The sequence below is a fragment of the Nitrospirota bacterium genome (genome assembly GCA_016212215.1).
Classification (GTDB): Bacteria; Nitrospirota; 9FT-COMBO-42-15; order HDB-SIOI813; family HDB-SIOI813; genus JACRGV01.
In genome coordinates, this window is sequence record JACRGV010000103.1 from 1 (window position 1) to 16,489 (window position 16,489).

Consider the following 16,489-nt stretch of genomic DNA (forward strand, 5'->3'; position numbering starts at 1 on the left):
ATGGTGCTTATATCCCTGTAGATATTCCGCTCCGTAGTACCGAAATCCTCTGCCAGGGTTTTAGGAGTACATTGTTTACGTATATCAAGGATTCTAAGGATGGAGAGGAGCCTGTGTATCTTCTTTTCCCTGTCCACATCTCTTTTAGACCGACCCGCCATAATCTTCCCTCCAGCGGCATATTTTATATATTCTTGAAGACCGTTGTCAAACCATGAATTGAACCATGCATTAAAACGGCGCAGGGTAAAAGTCACACTGACCAATGGTTGTCACCCGTGCATGTTATTGTATAACGAACAAATTAGCGTAATCGTGCTATAACTCACATGTGGTGTAGAAAATGAGACAGAGACCCAAAATTATTATACCTGTAATACTATTCATGCTTACTGTAATAACGACTACGGTCAGTGGGGCTATACAGAAATGGATAAACCCACTGATAGAACCGTTGCGAATAATTGAAGGTCTGCCATTTTCACTTACCCTGCTTGGCATTCTTCTCGCCCATGAATTCGGTCACTTCTTTGCATCAAGAAGGCATGGTGTTCAGACCACCATCCCCTATTTCATCCCTGCACCGCCGCTGTTTCTTACAGGTACATTCGGTGCTGTCATAAAATCCATTTCACCCATAACAAACAGGAAGGCACTATTAGATATTGCCGTTTCAGGCCCTGTCGCCGGTTTTGTTGTCTCTGTTGCGGCAACAGTTATCGGTTTGAAATTGTCTTATGCGATTCCCCTGCAACAACCATACACGCTCTATGGATATGGATTTAGTTCCTCCATTATTTTTCATATCCTGTCATATCTGGTATTTGGTCCGGAAACTGAACCACGTTGTATTTTATTGCATCCGATAGGCGTTGCCGGATGGATAGGTTTATTTGTGACATCTGCAAATTTACTGCCGGTAGGTCAAAACGACGGAGGCCATATTGCTTATGCAGTATTTGGAAAAAACCATTATCTCATATCAATAACTATACTCATTCTTCTTATCGTCCTGGGGATATTCACATGGCCCGGATACATAGTATGGGCAATCCTTTTTCTCATCTTCGGTATCAGACACCCGCTCTTAGATGATGATTTGATAGTGTTAGACAGGAAGAGAAAGATTACAGGCTGTTTAAACCTTGTTATATTTGCCCTTACCTTTATGCCGGCACCGATACACTTTTACTGAGACAAAGGCAGTAAATGTTAGTTCCGCTCAGATGTCTTAGACGGAGGATTAGATATGCTGTATATGGAATAATTTGGGTAAAATTATTATGTCCCCATTGGAGTCATCACACTAATTTCTTTGAGCGTGGCAAGCTTGGATGCATCCAGTATCTCAATCTCAAGCGGCACTCCTTCACCATCAAGATGAAGGATGATTCCCTCCTTTATATCTATTGAATCAACAGGGGTTCCATCTCTAAGTTCTATTAAGAGGATGTCAGCCTCCTTTGAATATTTTATCTTCATAATTACCACCCACTTTATAATGCTATCAATCGTGTGTTTTTATATCGTAATCCCTTTTTAAAAAGGTAGCGGGTTCAGACCTTTTATTTTATATATGCCAAAATAAAGTCAACTACATCTCAAGACTTTTATAGCACTATATCATGCCCGGTTTCTCACAGTAAAGAACATTAAAGAATAACTCAGACCCCTCAAAACCCTATCGCCTTTCCTATTTTCTTGTATCTGACCTCGTTTGATAAAGCCTCTATCAGCATCTCATGTGTGATGGAAGAAGGGTCGGCAAAAGACATCTGGTCTTTTACAACTGCAAAGTCTCCGGGGGTAAGGTTTTTAATACCCTTTATAGCAATTACTTCTTCTGTTGAAAGGTCTTTGCTGTCAGACACCAGCTTTCTCAAAAGGGTATTGTAGAAAATGAGATTGCCTTCAGGTGTGAGGGGTTTAAATTCTATTTTGAACTTGAACCGTCTCAGTGCCGCATGGTCAAGCCCATCCATATCATTTGTAGCAAAAAACACTGTTCCCTTGAAACTTTCAAGTTGTGTTAATATTTCGTTGGTAAAACTGATCTCCCATGATTGCCGGGCTGATTTTCTTGGAAATAGAAATGTATCCGCCTCATCAAAAAAGAGGATGCTGTCAGTTTCCTGCGCCTCTGTAAATGAACTTGCAATTTTCTTTTCTGTCTCACCTACCCAGCATGACCGGATATCGCTTGCCCTCTTTAAAAGAACCTCTTTCCCCAGGACATTACAATTTGCTACGACAGACAGGAATATCTAGAGGGATTTAGATGTCCTCTATCCTACTTTCTCGGCAAGCCATACTTTTATGAGGGATTGGTACGGGACATCACGCTTATTAGCTTCAATCTTAATACGTTCCAACAGGTCTTTTGGCAGCCGCAGTGAGATGGACTGCGTGGATGGTTTAAGATTCGGGAATGTTGCAGTAACACTCTTTGACCAGTCAAAATATTCTGTACTATCGTGTGTCTCCCAAAACTTCCTTTCTTCAGCTTCAGACCTAAACTTAGGCACTGGTTTTAATTTTTTGGTCATAACTCCTCCTCTCTTTGTTGTGCATATCCCTGGCAGATATTACTCTTACTCTCGTATCACCACCGCGCAATGTAAATGTTATATGCAACAATCTTCCTTCAGATGTTTTCCCAAGTGCATGGTATCTCGGTTCATTCCGGCTATGTTTCTCATCAGACAAAATAAGCAGTGGTTTATTTATAAAAACCTGCTCAGACTCTGCCTGTGTAACATCATGCTTTTGATTCTTTCGCTGATTACCTTCATCCCAGTCAAAGCCCTCTATCTTCTGAAAGTCTATCATTGTCTGTATATTACCATAATACACAAGTGTTATCAAACTCACGGATAAAAAAAAGATCGGTTAAAAGATCATGCAAAGATAATTTCAGGATAACATGATCTTTCAGATGTCTTCAAAATTTACCGGCATTAGTCTTTTGCCGGTTTAAAATCCAGTGGATACTTTATTACAGTTTTACCGCTGTTAGGAAATGGCGGAAATCTCCATGTCTGTATGCATTTTAAAACCTCGTCTTCAAATTCATGGTCATTCACCGTGCTTGAGGCAATTCGTGCATTTATAATCTTTCCGGTTGGCTCAATCGTAAATTCAACAGTTATTGTCCCTTTGAGTGCCGGATTGTCTCTGAGTGCCTTCCTGTAAAGAAAGGCTATACTCCCACTGTAGGATGTAAGCACCTCTTTTATTGACTCACGGTTCCTTGCTTTAAATAAAACCTTTCCTTCTCCCTCTGCTGCCGCCTTGCTCAGAGAGGCTGAGCATGTAACCGGAACAACTGCAAAATAAACCATAAGTGCAATGGTAAGTATATTTTTGAACAGGAACTTATTGCTATCTTTTCTGAAAAATTTCATATGGAAGAAGCCCCGCTCCAGTATTGGAGAAGGAGCATAATACAGCGGTGTGACAAAGGTAGGTCAGTTTGGAAAAATACAGCCAAGCATGAAATATGAAAGACAGAGTGACCAACGGCTGTCAGTGGCTTAGTTTAGATTTGACATCTGTCTCCAAACTCCTATAATCAAACCATGCCAGCACAGGAACCGTCACAAAAATCTAAAAAACTCAGGAGAGCGTAAAAAGGATTGAAGAAAGTCAGAATTTTTTTATAGATATAGCCCCGATTGAAGAACAGGAAGACGGGGCACTGATTTTAAGGGCAACAATACAAGGAACAAGGGAGCTTAAATGGTGGACATACCACTGGATACCCTATTGCGAAATCATATCGCCACCTGAGCTGAGAGAAGAGGTCATAGGTGAGATGAAAGCGATGCTGGATGTGTATGGTAAGTGAGGCTTCACAGGCTGACCAATGGTATCCAGTCGTCAGGTATGACACAGCTCATGGCTTTGTTCACAGGGACCTGTTGAACATTAAAGGAGATGTTAAGAAGACACCGTTATTCAATCAGGACTTTAATGATGCATTGACCTTTGCAGAGAATGATTTAAAGTCTAATTGGGAATATTACAAAATGGGGTTTACGGAGGGCAAGTAATGAGTAACGAAAAAGAAATGATTGAACGTAATTTTGAGCTAAGCGCAGAGTTTAGCAGGTATCTGTTTGAGCATCCTGAGCTTGAAGAAAAGGTTCCCATTGATGCCGAGATTATTCTATTACCAGAGTTTGATAATGTATTAAAAGAGTTTAATCTTAAGTTGGGAAAGAATATAGAGGCAGAAGGTCACAGAGTAGTATATGTAATAATCAAGGGTATTCGGCCAAAAACTTTGTCCATGATAGATAAAATTGAATTAAAATCAGTGGCATAAAAATGTGCAAAGTGGAAGACATGGAAAACAAATATCAAAAACAAGAATAGGCGCAATACATTGTGCTATCATTTTAGCATTTATGTAATCACGGGAGGCAAGTGTGGTACGGACACACATACTCGCCAAGGCCAGATTCGTCTCTGCATAAGATGAAATAAATCTATATCCTCTTTAGTCCTTCTTAATCCCATTTCTTTTTGCTAAATCATTTTTCTTTTTGAACCTACCTTTAACGCTATTACCTCGTGGGCGAATAACCCTTAAGAGCAATGATTCCACATCTTTAATGAACGATGTTCTGCCGATTTGATAAAAAGAAAAGGTATCCCAATTTCCTTTATGTTTGCCTCTTCTACAGAAGAAGACTTCTTAACATTCTGAAACAGCACTTGATTATTTAGTAAAATTATTTTACTATTTTACTAAAGGAGTGAAATGATATGAAAGCGATTACGATGTCAGCGAAGGGTCAAATAGCAATACCCAAAGAAGTAAGGGATACTTTGAACATTAAAGAGGGTGATCAATTTATTATTGAGATTGCAGAAGGTGGAAGAATTATCCTTGAACCGGCCGTAAATATTCCACGGTCTCAAGCATGGTTCTGGGCGCCAGAGGTACAGGATAAAATAAAAGAGGCAGAGAAAAATTACAAGAAGGGTAAATTTAAAAGATATGAAGATGCGGATAACCTGATTAAAGATCTTGAGAAAAGGGGATGAGCAAGTACCTGATAGATATACAGGACACGTTTTTATCATGCTATGATGACCTGCCGAAAGACATTAAAAAGAAGCTAAAGAAGCAGTTATCCTTTCTTAGAGAAAATCCTAAACATCCATCTCTACAGATTCACAGGTTGGAAGGTACAGACTTTTGGGAATTTTACGTTGATAAGGGTTATAGATGTGTATTTAAGATTGAAGGAAATATCTATAGACTATACTACGCAGGAACTCATGAGTTAATTGATAAGTTTTGAAAGAAAACCGTTTGACAAGTCATTCCAGTCCCTTTTAAAAAGGTGCATAAGGACACAGGAATCAAAACTCAGGAGAGCGTAAAAAGGATTGAAGAAAGTCAGAATTTTTTTATAGATATAGCCCCGGTGGAATGTTTTGAGCAGATTGAAAGTCAATACAATGCCATTTATGAGGCAATAAAACTGAAAGAAGAGATTGAGATGGTCTACATAGGAATGGAAAAATTAAATAATTTTAAATATGGTAAGAAAGTAAAAGAACAGAAAAGTTCAATACCATAAAAACCGGACATTTCTATTTTGGTAAAAAGAGGACATTTCTAAATTGGGTTGACAAGAAATTTAAAAGAACTTGACTTGCTATTCCAATTTATTGTAACTTTGTCCGTTATGAAAAATCTAAAACTTATTCCAACAACAATAATAATCTTATTCATTACATGTTCCCTGTTGCTGTTTTCTTATTCAGGTGTTTTTGCAGCAGGAGGTATTAATCCTGCTTTAAGCGGGTCTTTTTTGTCCGGCGGCACAAATATCCCTTCAGGAATTCCGGGCGGGCCGGGTACACCGTCTATGCCTTCCGCTGCAACACAATTAGAACTTCAGAAAAAGAGAGGGTTACCATCATTGGAAGAAAAAAGGCAAGGGGTTGAAACCGCCCCTGGTGAGCGTCCGGATTATGAATTGGGCGCCCATCCATCCGTTCCTGAAGAAAAGTCTGACTTTGAAAGGTATCTCTCAGACAGTCTGGATATAACTGATATACAGTTATCAATACTGCGATTACAGCCTGACATAAAATTTCCAATGACTCCGGTTACTCCAATCCCACCCGGTTATACAATGCTCAGTATCCCGGATAAATTAGGCGGCGGGTTTATTATGGGTTCACAGGAGGCGCTTGCAAATGGATTCAGGGCAGCAGGAATTAAAAGCCCTCTTTATATAGCAACCGACATTAAACAATTCGGGTATAACCTTTTTGATAAATCAATCCCGACTTTTGTTCCGGTAGATACAGTGCCGGCCGGGCCTGATTATATACTTGGTCCCGGGGATGAGATTAATGTAGCAATCTGGGGCAAAGTGAATGCTGAATACCGGTCTTTAATTGACAATGATGGTAAAGTAAATATCCCTACTGTCGGGGTATTACAACTTACCGGTCTTTCTTTCAATGAGGCAAAGCTACTCATTGAAAAAGAGTTCAGCAGGTATTTTACAGATGTAAAGATTAACATAAGCATGGGGAATCTGAGGAGTATAAGGGTATTTGTTGTAGGGAATGTGAGGCGCCCCGGCAGTTATACACTGTCTTCTTTTTCTACCATTATTAATGCACTGTTTGCTGCAGGCGGGCCGTCCAAGGTAGGCTCATTGAGGAATATACAACTAAACAGGAAGGGAAAGGCATCTTTATCCCTTGACCTTTATGACTTTATCCTGCATGGAGACAAGTCAAAAGACGTAAGGCTCTTACCGGAGGATGTAATATTTATCCCTCCTGTAGGGCCTCTTGCCGGAATTGCAGGAAATGTGAAAGTACCTGCCATTTATGAGTTAAAAGGTGAAAACAGGGTCAGGGATCTGATAAACATGGCAGGCGGCCTGAATAGTATATCATTTAAGAATCGTATCCAGATACTAAGGATAGATAATGGAGAGGACCAGAATCTTATTGAGCTTAACCTTTCAGAGGCAGGAAAGGAAGAGGAAAATAACATAATCCTAAGTGACGGGGATGTTGTCAGGATATTTCCTGTATCACAAACTGTAGAGAGGCTTGTTCATATCAGAGGGGCGGTTAAGGGACAGGGGACTTATGGTTATAAGGAAGGTATGACAGTTAAAGACCTGCTTACTTACTCAGGCGGTATATTGAGATATGCCAATAAAGAAGATGCGGAGTTAACCAGGGTAACTATAACCCCTGATGGTCCAGTCACTCAACGGATTATAATAAAACTTCAGAAGGCTATAGATGGAGATGCACAATATAATATTGCGTTAAAAGAAGATGATTACCTCTTTGTAAAGACTGTGCCGGAATGGGGGCTTTACAGGACTGTTACGGTTTCAGGTGAGGTGAAGTTTCCAGGGACATATACCATAAATAAAGGTGAAACCCTCTCATCATTGATAGAGCGGGCAGGCGGATACACCGACAGGGCATATCTTAAAGGGACAGTATTTACAAGGGAGTCTGTCAGGACTTTACAGCAGAAGCAGCTTGATGAATCTATAGACAGGCTAGAACAGGAGATAATATCCCAATCTGCACGCACTATAGAATCCGCATTGTCTCCAGAAGAGGCACAGCAGCAGAAGGCAGTAGTAGACCAGAGGAGGGGGCTTATAACCAAGATGCGATCAGTTAAGGCTAAGGGTGTTGTTAGTATAAAATTGTCTGAACCTGAAAATTTTAAGAACTCAACTTACGACATACCGTTGGAAGACGGAGACGTACTGGCTATTCCTGAGAAACCACATCAGGTTCAAGTGATCGGGTCCGTCTATAATCCAACGGCATTTGTGTATAATCCTTCATGGACAGTGGAATCGTATCTGAAATATGCAGGCGGTATGACCAGAAATGCTGAGTTTGATGATATGTATGTACTAAAGATGGATGGTACAGCTATCTCAAAGAGAGAATGGAGCGGGCGTTCAAAAATGAACGGGGATACGGATGAAGGATGGTTTTTCAAGCCTAAATTCATGTCCTCGACACTCGATCCTGGGGATACAATAGTTGTACCTGAGAAGATAGAAAGGGTAGTCTGGCTCAGGGAAGTAAAAGACCTTACCCAGATATTGTATCAAATCGCAGTTACAGCGGGTGTCCTCATAGTCGCATTTTAGGTTGACGCTGAAGAGAAGCTAAAAGCAAGAGGTTAGAAATAAGAAGTCAGAAGTAAGAAATAAGATTGCTTAGCGGTACAAAGCAATCCTCAAATTCCCTCCCCTTCAAGGGGAGGGTTAGGGTGGGGATGGGGTTTTTACTTGACCCCTTGACCCCTCGAAAAATATGCCTGAGTTAAACAGAACAAGGCTTGAAGGTTATCTCTCTTATGTTTATAACGCAGACGTCCGGATCGTATCTATTAAAGGCATCGGGACGAAAGAAGAAGCAGATATAAAAGGCTTCGGATACGGGCTACCCTACCTCATAAATTTCTTTGTTAATAATAAAAATATTTCAGTTGTCCTCGAAACCATGTCTCCAAACAGCTTTGGGCATGACCACTTCTCAGACAGGGCACAAAGTCTTATATGGGATAATTCTACATTCAGCAGATTGCCGGGCCATGTAAAGGCTATTGATGCGGGTGCATTTACAAGGGATGGAGATATTATATCTGTCGGGGAGGCTGAAGAGTTTTTCATTGTTACAGAATTTGTTGAGGGAGAGGGATATTATAAAGACCTTGAAAGGATTCTTTCCACCGGCGAGTCAGAAAAAGGGGATGATGACAGGGTTAAGGCTTTAGCAGAATATCTTGCAAAGATTCACAGTGTTAAGATTAATGCACCGCATTTGTATACAAGGAGGATAAGGGACCTTATAGGGCATGGCGAGTGCATAATGGGTCTTATAGACAACTACAGTACAGGGTATGAGTTTATTACACGGAAATTATTGAAAGACATAGAATGTCGGTGTGTCGAATGGCGGTGGAAGATAAGGGATATGGGGCACAGGCTTTCACAGGTTCACGGAGATTTTCATCCATGGAACATATTATTCAGAGAGGGTACTGACTTTACTGTTTTGGACAGGGCAAGGGGGGAGTGGGGTGAGCCTGCAGATGATGCCGCTACAATTGCTATCAACTATATCTTCTTTTCTCTTCAAAGTTATGGAAGTCTGGCTGGGCCTTTTGAAAGGCTTCATACCCTGTTTTGGGAGACGTACCTTAATAGCACCCGTGATGAGGAGTTATTAGGGGTGATACAGCCCTTCCTTGCGTGGAGGGGGCTTGTTATTGGTAACCCGCAGTGGTATCCTTCTCTTTCAATTGAGGTAAGGAAAAAGATTTTTAATTTTATAAATAATGTTCTTCTTATGGACAAGTTTGAACCGGCGAGGGTTAATGAATACCTTGAAGACAGATGAAGGTTTTGCTGTATGGGTTACCGGCTTACCCGCATCAGGGAAATCTTCTGTAGCAGGTACTATTGAAAAAAGACTCCATGAATGGTATACCGTTAAGGCTGTTCGTCTTGAATCTGATGCCTTGAGAAAGGTTCTTACCCCGGAACCTGTATACTCACAAAAAGAAAGAGACTGGTTTTACGATGTTATGATATTTATGGGCCGGATGCTGATAGCAAATGGTATTAATGTTATTTTTGATGCAACCGGAAACAAGAGGGTCTATAGAGATAAGGCAAAGGCATCAATTTCAAAATTCATAGAAGTATATATGAAATGCCCGCTTCATATATGTATGGAAAGAGACCCGAAAGGTATCTATAAATCGGCACAAACAGGAAAGGCACATTATGTCCCCGGGTTACAGGATATCTATGAAGAACCATTATCACCGGACATCATAATCGAATCAGACAAGGCTACCCCTGAGATTGGTGCAGACCATGTGATAGCAAGGATGAAGGAAAAGGGGTGGGTGTGACTTATCGTAAGCAGTAAGCAGTAAGCAGTGAGCAGAAGTAAGAAGTAAGAAGCAAGAAGTTAGAAGCAAGACATAAGACGTAAGAAGTAAGAAGATAATGCTTACCATGTATTACCCCTCCCTTGACGGGGGGCAGGGGGAGGGTGCCATGCTTATTCCCTCCCCTTCAAGGGGAGGGTCAGGGTGGGGATGGGGTTTGTTTCAGAAAAGGAATAGCTAATGCGTGATATATTCGTAGAGAGGCTAACAGGTTCTTCTGTTGCAGAGCGGATGGTGGAGATTGTGGAGAGGAAGGGGCTTGGACACCCGGACTCAATATGTGATGCCATTATGGAAAAGGTTGCATTAGCCCTGAGCAGGGAATACAAGGAACGGTTCGGCACTATTCTTCATCACAACATAGATAAAGGACTGCTCGTGGCAGGGGGGGTGGAGAGAAGGTTCGGCGGCGGGAGGGTGACGGAACCGATGCGACTGATTTTTGGCGACAGGGCTACCTTCAAAGTTGGGAATGAAACAATACCAATCGGCGATATTGCAATTGCTACTGCAAAGCAGTGGTTCAGGGATAACCTTAGATTTGTTGACCCTGATAATCATGTAACTTATCAAGTGGAGATTAGACAGACGTCCCAGGAGCTTCAGGATATTTTCAGTCGTGAGGAAGGTGTGTTTGAGGCAAATGATACCTCAGCAGCAGTCGGCTACGCCCCGCTTACAGGGACAGAGATAACAGTGCTTGAAACGGAGATGTACATGAACTCAAATGAGTTCAAGGAAAGATTCCCTGAGACCGGCGAGGATATAAAGATAATGGCATTCAGAAAGGATAGTGAACTTGCATTAACAGTAGCTATGCCGTTTATAGACAGGTACATAGCGGATGAATCCGATTACTTTATGAAGAAGGATATTGTGCATAAGGCGATAGAAGAATTTGTCCTTGATAAATGTATCAGTTCTGGTAAGGTTGTGGTATATTTTAACACCTTAGACAGAAAGGGAAGGGGGCTTAACGGTTTGTATCTTAGTGTTACAGGGACATCTGCTGAAGATGCCGATTCAGGCGAAGTTGGCCGCGGTAACAGGGTAAACGGGATAATTGCATTAAACAGGCCCTCAGCAGCAGAGGCCGCAGCAGGCAAAAACGGAGTAAGCCATATTGGGAAGATTTACAATATACTGACCCACAAAATGGCACATAAGATTTACGAGAGTGTTGACGGGATCAAGGAGATATATGTCTGGCTTGGAAGCCGGATAGGCAACCCTGTTGATCAGCCAGCTGTTATATCAGCACAGATATTACCTGAACACAAGGCATCTTTTGCAGCGGTGTCAAAAAAGGTAAAAGATGTAATAGATAGGGAGCTGTCGGAGATGGATGTTTTCTGTGATGAATTATTGGAAGGGAAGTATCCAGTTTGTTGATTGAGGAATGAAATCCCCCAACCTGACCCTCCCCCTTGAGAGGGGAGGGTCAGGTTGGGGGTGAGCTACGGAGATTTTCGAGTGAACCCACATGAAACGGGATTTCATAAAGGGCCATGAAAATCAGCGGGACAGGAATGTCCCGCCTATCCTCAATCAATATGTGGATAGGCGGGGTTTTCTTACCCCGCCGGAAGGGATTTTCGGATGAAATTGATGTCGTGATTGTTAACCGGAAGGAGGGGGATACCCGATGATGACAAATAAGAAGAAAGAGGAACTGAAAAAGATGCTGCTCGAAAAGAAACGTGTAATCTGGAATGATGTGAAAGAAAAGCTCTTTGAACAGCTCGGCAGAGAATATAAAAAGGAGATGGACACTGCTCTTGATGAAGGTGATAAGGCACTCACAGACCTTGCTGAGGAGACAGGTCTTACGCTTATAGATCTGAGAAAAGATACTCTTGAAAAGATTGAACATGCGCTTCAGAAACTTGAAGAGGGTTCTTATGGTATTTGTGCGGATTGTGATACAGAGATCAGTGAGGCACGTTTGAAGGCGCTCCCGTTTGCAGTTTATTGCATTGAATGTAAGCAGAAGAGAGAGGAACTTGAACAGATTGAAAAAGAACGCGAACGGTTCGGCTCTTCATCACATCATGAGGTTGGGGAGGAGATGCTATAGATTTTTTAATTCATCAATACCGAATATATTGATCTTGCTCAGGTCCCGGCCGGGAAAGAAACTTTGGAGCTGTCTGATAATAGTCTTCTTTGGGGCGAAGCTTGCCAGAAAGACATGAATCTTACCCTTAGAGCGGTCACGTATCTCCTCTAAGAACTTCAACTGGTGCTCCTTTTCTTTCATGTAGAATTTAACCTTGCACTCATAGCACTGGCCGGTCTCCTTGATAGGGTCCCATGCACCAATATCTATCTTTTGCCCCTCATCTTTTGACCTGTTCTTTCTTGTATCCCAGTCATCAATAATGACATAGCTGTCACGCCGTATAATGTTTTTTGGGTTGTAAGCATAATTATCTTTTATCCTGTGGAAGAGATATATCTCAGGGAAAAGGCTCCTCCTCTTCCCGAGTATTGAAAGCCCTTCCTCAGTCTGTGAGAAACTTGAATACAGGGAAAAAAGGTGTTTGAAAAAATCCATGAAAGTAGGGTCATTCTCAAGCATCTTTTTCTTTGCCCAGATTTTTACCTTATCAGGGAGCGTGGTAACACTGTTAAGGTCCATCAGGTCTTTTTCTTTAAAACAGAAGCAGATAATTGATGCGTAGTTGGAAAAGTCTTCACCCCTTTTAGAGAGGAGGAAGGAGTTTATGGCGCTTATGTCCTCATCTTCTTCTAATTCTCTTAAATATCGTTCACTTTTTTCGTCTACCGGGAACTCTACTCGCATTAGTGAATTCTTTCGTATCCATGGCAATCCTTGACGAGAATATTACAGGTGAAAACCCCATCTTGTCTGTTATAAGTGCTGTAATAGATGAGGAATGCGGAAGACACTGGTTAATGATTGATAGCTTGTTTTTCTGTATATTTATGAGTTTTGTTATTTCACCTGGGGTCATAGGCTCCGAAAGGGTAATTGCTGCGCCTATAACTATCTCTACCTTAAATGGGCCTTCTTTAGGGGAAAAGGTTATACTGTCTGTTACCTCAACGGAAAAGTGTTCGCTTTTTCTCTTAGGCAGGTTGACTTCATGAGATACGTCACGTTTGATCTCAAACTGTCTTAAAACATCCTCATGGATTACATCCGGCCTGCTGGCAGTAATGTTCTTGAGGTAACAGTCTATGTCTTTTATCTTCTCTATTATATCCAACGTAGGTAATTGTTACTAAGGTATTATTATTAATTTATTCCGGCAGTGCGTCTGTTTTCCCTGTTTTCTTTAATCCATCTGTTAAAGCCGACCGGAGGTCTGCGGCGTTCATGAAACCAGGGTTTTAAGGATATGGTGTTTCCATCAGTAAATTCTGCATCTGTAGTTGATGTGTGCAGATGAAGGTTTGTTACCCATTTATCCAGCATTAATTGATTCTTCTTTTTTGGCTTAATGGCAGTGGAGTTTTTCTTTAAAGACATGTGCATCATGTCTTTATCATAATATTCCGGTACTGATTCAAGCCACAACTGGTATTCAAAATCGCCTGAACCTTTCATATCTTCAAGGGCTGATGAGAAATAATCCCCTGTATGTGCAAGCCTGACAAGGTCTGTCATGTTATTTGCCTTTGAATTTTCAATAATATCCTGCAGGAGGGGTAATATCTCTTTTTCGAGTATTAACTTAAACCGTTTTGAATTACTTAAATCCTTCATCAAAGCGGATATCTTTTTAGTATCGGAGAGGTCCTTTGAAGTCAGTCTGTTTTGAAGGCCCGATTCCTTAACAACCTCTTCATTAACGTGTCCCAGGTATCTTAATATAAACAACCCTATTATTACCTTAGAGATGATTTCACTCAACTGCTTTTCAACTGAGGGACTTAAATGCCACAGGGCAAAGAGCCTGTCATAAGTAAGCTCTGAGATATTATGGATGAACCGCTCATCCTGTATTTTACTTAAAAGTTGTTTGAAGTCTTTCATAGTTGCAATTTAGACTAATTGAGTATGTGATGTCAAGCATTTATTTTGACAACACACTATTAATTTTTAAAATATATGGATATTTTATATGCAGGTTTCAGGCCATAAAGCTTGGTAGCTACCGGGTAGAGCGATGTATGCCCGATTTTACCTCCTGTAAATTAGACCACCATATTTCTTTTGTCATGGTTTTGGTGTCACTATCACCTGTTATTTAATCCCTTGACTTTGCCGAATGAAAAAACTATGATTCAGGCATAATGGATGTGACTATCAAACACAAAGATGTTGATAGATTCGTCCTTGACCTTCTCTCCTCCTTTGACGTTATCGCCCCGGTAGCCAGGGATGGACGTTTTATATTTGATAAGATAAATAGCCCGTCCGAGGTGTCTGCACAATATAACACTACAATTCTGCCGCCGGTAAAGTGGTTATATCCTGACAATGAAAAACTTCTTGAATTTAATCTTAAAGATATAAACAGCATGAAACCTGTTGTTCAGGCCAATAAGCAGGTGCTTACATTTATACATCCCTGTGACATTAATGCAATCAATATTATGGATGAAGTTCTGGCAGAAGAGCCTGCGGATGTGAACTATCTTGCCAGGAGGCGTGCTTCTGTAATCATCGGATATGAGTGCCTGAAGCCGTGTAAGGAGGATAATATTCTCTGTTTTGATAAGGGGTATCACATTGCATACAAAGGTTATGACCTCTTCTTTACTGACCTTGGTGAGAGATATTATGTAAATGTTGTAACGGATGCCGGCATGGAGATTGTTAATGGCTATGATTATTTTATAAGGGCGGGGTATGAAGACTGGTTAAGGCTGTTAAAGGTAAGAGAGGATAGGAAGAAGGGGTTTAAGAAGTCAGTCAACGGCGATATGGAAATGCTGTCCCATGTACTGAAAGAATCTTACAATGATGAGATATGGGCAATAGAGGGGAAGAAATGTGTATCATGCGGGGCATGTAATATCGTGTGCCCGACCTGTTATTGTTTTGATGTTGCTGATGAGGTGTGTCCGGATATGGAGGAGGGGAGCAGGCACAGAAAACTGGACGGGTGTCAGCTCAGGGGATTTTGCAAGGTTGCGACCGGTGAAAATTTCAGAAAGAGTGCGGCTGAAAGGGTAAGGCATAGGGTATTTAAGAAAGAGGTCTATCTTAAAAAGAGGTTTGGAAAGTCCGGGTGTGTTGGGTGTGGAAGGTGTATTGAGCATTGTATTGCGAAGATAAGTATTGTTGAGATATTTAATCATGTGATGGGTAGGTAGGTTGAAGGCTGTGAAGCAAGAAGCAAGAAGTCAGAAGCAAGAAATCAGAAGTTAGAGGAAAGATAATGGGTGAGGAAACGCAAAAATCCAATCTTGTGCCGATGGCGGCGACTATAGTTGGTATCAGGCAGATGACTGATAAGGAGAAGTTGTTTACTGTCAGGCTGGATAATGGGAATGGGTTTAAACACAGGCCGTGCCAGTTTGTTCTTATTTCAATGTTCGGGATTGGTGAGGCACCAATATCAATCTCTTCTCCGCCGGTAAATTCAGGCAACACCTTTGAACTCTGTATCCGCTCAATAGGAAATCTTACAGGGGCTATCCACAGAAGCTCTGTTAATGACAGGATAGGTATCAGGGGGCCTTATGGCAACGGGTTCCCGCTTGAGAAGATTGAAGGAAAGGACATCCTTATTATTGCTGGCGGGCTTGGTCTTGCACCAATAAGGTCTCTTATCAAGCATGTATTGAATGAACGGGGAAGGTATGGACGTCTGATACTTCTTATCGGTGCCAAAAGACCTGAGGACATATTGTTTAAAGAAGAGATAGCAATGTGGGAAGAAGACCATTCCATTGAGATGCATGTCAGCGTTGATATAGCTGCACCCTCATGGAAGAACCATGTGGGTGTTATAACAGGATTATTTAAGTACATAACAATAGATCCTTTGAATACTATTGCGGCGGTAGTAGGCCCGCCTGTTATGTATAGATTTGTGGTAAAGGAGCTTTTGGCAAAGAAGATGTTTGAGGGGAATATCTTTCTTGATATGGAACGTAGGATGCGATGCGGCATAGGCAAATGCGGCCACTGCCAGATTAACGGCATATACCTGTGCCAGAACGGGCCGGTGTTGTCGTATCTGGAGGCAAGGAAACTGCAGGAAGCGCTCTAAAGAAAGTGGATAGTGATTAGTAAGAGATGAACCGTCATGAACCAGGGTTCACAAAGGGCCATGAAAATCAGCGGGACAAGAATGTCCCGCCTATCCTCTTAGATATGGATAGGCGGGGTTTTCTTACCCCGCCGTAGAGGATTCCCGGATGAACCCACATGAGCCTTCGGCTCACAAAGGGAAATGAAAATAGTAAACAGTAAGCAGTGAGCAGTAAACAGGAAAGGCAGTCTTTATCTGCTAACTGCTTACCGCTTACTGCTTACTTGGGGTCATTTTCGGATGAACCCACATGAGCCTTCGGCTCACA

At 41.5% G+C, this 16,489-nt stretch carries 23 protein-coding genes; 14 read left to right on the top strand and 9 right to left on the bottom strand.

The features are described from left to right. The coding region (locus HZA08_09305) for an HTH domain-containing protein (protein MBI5193620.1) at positions 1-161 on the bottom strand (161 nt) is incomplete at its 3' end. Between the two features lie 224 nt (positions 162-385). Here HZA08_09305 and HZA08_09310 point away from each other — a divergent pair. After that, positions 386-1,195, top strand: a complete 810-nt coding sequence (locus HZA08_09310) for a site-2 protease family protein (GenBank protein ID MBI5193621.1) — start codon at positions 386-388, stop codon at positions 1,193-1,195. Positions 1,196-1,281: 86 nt separating this feature from the next. On the opposite strand, the gene HZA08_09315 is transcribed toward HZA08_09310, so the two are convergent. From HZA08_09315 to HZA08_09335, 5 genes are all read right to left on the bottom strand, one after another. Then, on the bottom strand, positions 1,282-1,482 hold the full coding sequence (locus HZA08_09315) for a DUF2283 domain-containing protein (protein MBI5193622.1): 201 nt from the start codon (positions 1,480-1,482) through the stop codon (positions 1,282-1,284). 191 nt (positions 1,483-1,673) lie between these two features. Continuing rightward, positions 1,674-2,264, bottom strand: coding sequence for an ATP-binding protein (locus HZA08_09320; protein ID MBI5193623.1), 591 nt, complete (start codon positions 2,262-2,264; stop codon positions 1,674-1,676). Positions 2,265-2,285: 21 nt separating this feature from the next. Then, entirely contained in the window at positions 2,286-2,546 is a 261-nt protein-coding gene (locus HZA08_09325) for a BrnA antitoxin family protein (protein ID MBI5193624.1), read from the bottom strand. Further along, positions 2,518-2,829: a BrnT family toxin gene (locus HZA08_09330; GenBank protein ID MBI5193625.1), complete on the bottom strand. Its 312-nt coding sequence runs from the start codon at positions 2,827-2,829 to the stop codon at positions 2,518-2,520. The genes HZA08_09325 and HZA08_09330 overlap by 29 nt, the downstream gene beginning before the upstream one ends. Before the next feature lie 128 nt (positions 2,830-2,957). After that, on the bottom strand, positions 2,958-3,404 hold the full coding sequence (locus tag HZA08_09335; GenBank protein MBI5193626.1) for an energy transducer TonB: 447 nt from the start codon (positions 3,402-3,404) through the stop codon (positions 2,958-2,960). Positions 3,405-3,634: 230 nt separating this feature from the next. Between HZA08_09335 and HZA08_09340 the strand changes: the two genes are divergently transcribed. The 11 genes from HZA08_09340 (at position 3,635) to HZA08_09390 (ending at position 12,065) form a co-directional block, all read left to right on the top strand. Continuing rightward, positions 3,635-3,847 (top strand): WYL domain-containing protein, encoded by a 213-nt coding sequence (locus HZA08_09340; protein MBI5193627.1) that lies wholly within the window; start codon positions 3,635-3,637, stop codon positions 3,845-3,847. After that, complete coding sequence (locus HZA08_09345; GenBank protein MBI5193628.1) at positions 3,837-4,052, top strand: hypothetical protein; 216 nt, start codon at positions 3,837-3,839, stop codon at positions 4,050-4,052. The genes HZA08_09340 and HZA08_09345 overlap by 11 nt, the downstream gene beginning before the upstream one ends. Continuing rightward, positions 4,052-4,327: a hypothetical protein gene (locus HZA08_09350; protein MBI5193629.1), complete on the top strand. Its 276-nt coding sequence runs from the start codon at positions 4,052-4,054 to the stop codon at positions 4,325-4,327. The genes HZA08_09345 and HZA08_09350 overlap by 1 nt, the downstream gene beginning before the upstream one ends. Positions 4,328-4,770: 443 nt before the next feature. After that, positions 4,771-5,052: an AbrB/MazE/SpoVT family DNA-binding domain-containing protein gene (locus tag HZA08_09355; protein MBI5193630.1), complete on the top strand. Its 282-nt coding sequence runs from the start codon at positions 4,771-4,773 to the stop codon at positions 5,050-5,052. Next, on the top strand, positions 5,049-5,312 hold the full coding sequence (locus HZA08_09360; GenBank protein ID MBI5193631.1) for a DNA helicase: 264 nt from the start codon (positions 5,049-5,051) through the stop codon (positions 5,310-5,312). Before HZA08_09355 ends, HZA08_09360 begins: the two co-directional genes overlap by 4 nt. A gap of 42 nt (positions 5,313-5,354) precedes the next feature. Beyond that, on the top strand, positions 5,355-5,594 hold the full coding sequence (locus HZA08_09365; protein ID MBI5193632.1) for a hypothetical protein: 240 nt from the start codon (positions 5,355-5,357) through the stop codon (positions 5,592-5,594). A gap of 108 nt (positions 5,595-5,702) precedes the next feature. Then, positions 5,703-8,174 (top strand): SLBB domain-containing protein, encoded by a 2,472-nt coding sequence (locus tag HZA08_09370; protein MBI5193633.1) that lies wholly within the window; start codon positions 5,703-5,705, stop codon positions 8,172-8,174. Positions 8,175-8,340: 166 nt separating this feature from the next. Then, positions 8,341-9,429: an aminoglycoside phosphotransferase family protein gene (locus HZA08_09375; protein MBI5193634.1), complete on the top strand. Its 1,089-nt coding sequence runs from the start codon at positions 8,341-8,343 to the stop codon at positions 9,427-9,429. Beyond that, entirely contained in the window at positions 9,407-9,949 is a 543-nt protein-coding gene (locus HZA08_09380; GenBank protein ID MBI5193635.1) for an adenylyl-sulfate kinase, read from the top strand. The genes HZA08_09375 and HZA08_09380 overlap by 23 nt, the downstream gene beginning before the upstream one ends. Before the next feature lie 219 nt (positions 9,950-10,168). Beyond that, positions 10,169-11,380, top strand: a complete 1,212-nt coding sequence (locus HZA08_09385; protein ID MBI5193636.1) for a methionine adenosyltransferase — start codon at positions 10,169-10,171, stop codon at positions 11,378-11,380. 253 nt (positions 11,381-11,633) lie between these two features. After that, positions 11,634-12,065, top strand: coding sequence for a TraR/DksA C4-type zinc finger protein (locus tag HZA08_09390; GenBank protein ID MBI5193637.1), 432 nt, complete (start codon positions 11,634-11,636; stop codon positions 12,063-12,065). Here HZA08_09390 and HZA08_09395 read toward each other — a convergent pair. Genes HZA08_09395 through HZA08_09405 form a run of 3 tightly spaced genes read right to left on the bottom strand, consistent with a single transcriptional unit; the run spans position 12,060 to position 13,991 of the window. Further along, positions 12,060-12,794, bottom strand: a complete 735-nt coding sequence (locus HZA08_09395; protein ID MBI5193638.1) for a hypothetical protein — start codon at positions 12,792-12,794, stop codon at positions 12,060-12,062. The two genes, HZA08_09390 and HZA08_09395, sit on opposite strands and share 6 nt — an antisense overlap. Further along, positions 12,760-13,221: a hypothetical protein gene (locus HZA08_09400; protein ID MBI5193639.1), complete on the bottom strand. Its 462-nt coding sequence runs from the start codon at positions 13,219-13,221 to the stop codon at positions 12,760-12,762. The genes HZA08_09395 and HZA08_09400 overlap by 35 nt, the downstream gene beginning before the upstream one ends. A 29-nt stretch (positions 13,222-13,250) precedes the next feature. Beyond that, a complete protein-coding gene (locus HZA08_09405; protein ID MBI5193640.1) occupies positions 13,251-13,991 on the bottom strand; it encodes a hypothetical protein in 741 nt (246 codons plus the stop codon). Between the two features lie 260 nt (positions 13,992-14,251). Here HZA08_09405 and HZA08_09410 point away from each other — a divergent pair, with 260 nt between their 5' ends. Further along, the gene (locus HZA08_09410) at positions 14,252-15,277 is read left to right on the top strand and encodes a 4Fe-4S dicluster domain-containing protein (protein ID MBI5193641.1); all 1,026 of its coding nucleotides are present in this window, start codon (positions 14,252-14,254) and stop codon (positions 15,275-15,277) included. Positions 15,278-15,342: 65 nt separating this feature from the next. After that, on the top strand, positions 15,343-16,179 hold the full coding sequence (locus HZA08_09415; GenBank protein MBI5193642.1) for an FAD/NAD(P)-binding protein: 837 nt from the start codon (positions 15,343-15,345) through the stop codon (positions 16,177-16,179). The last annotated feature ends 310 nt before the right edge of the window (positions 16,180-16,489 follow it).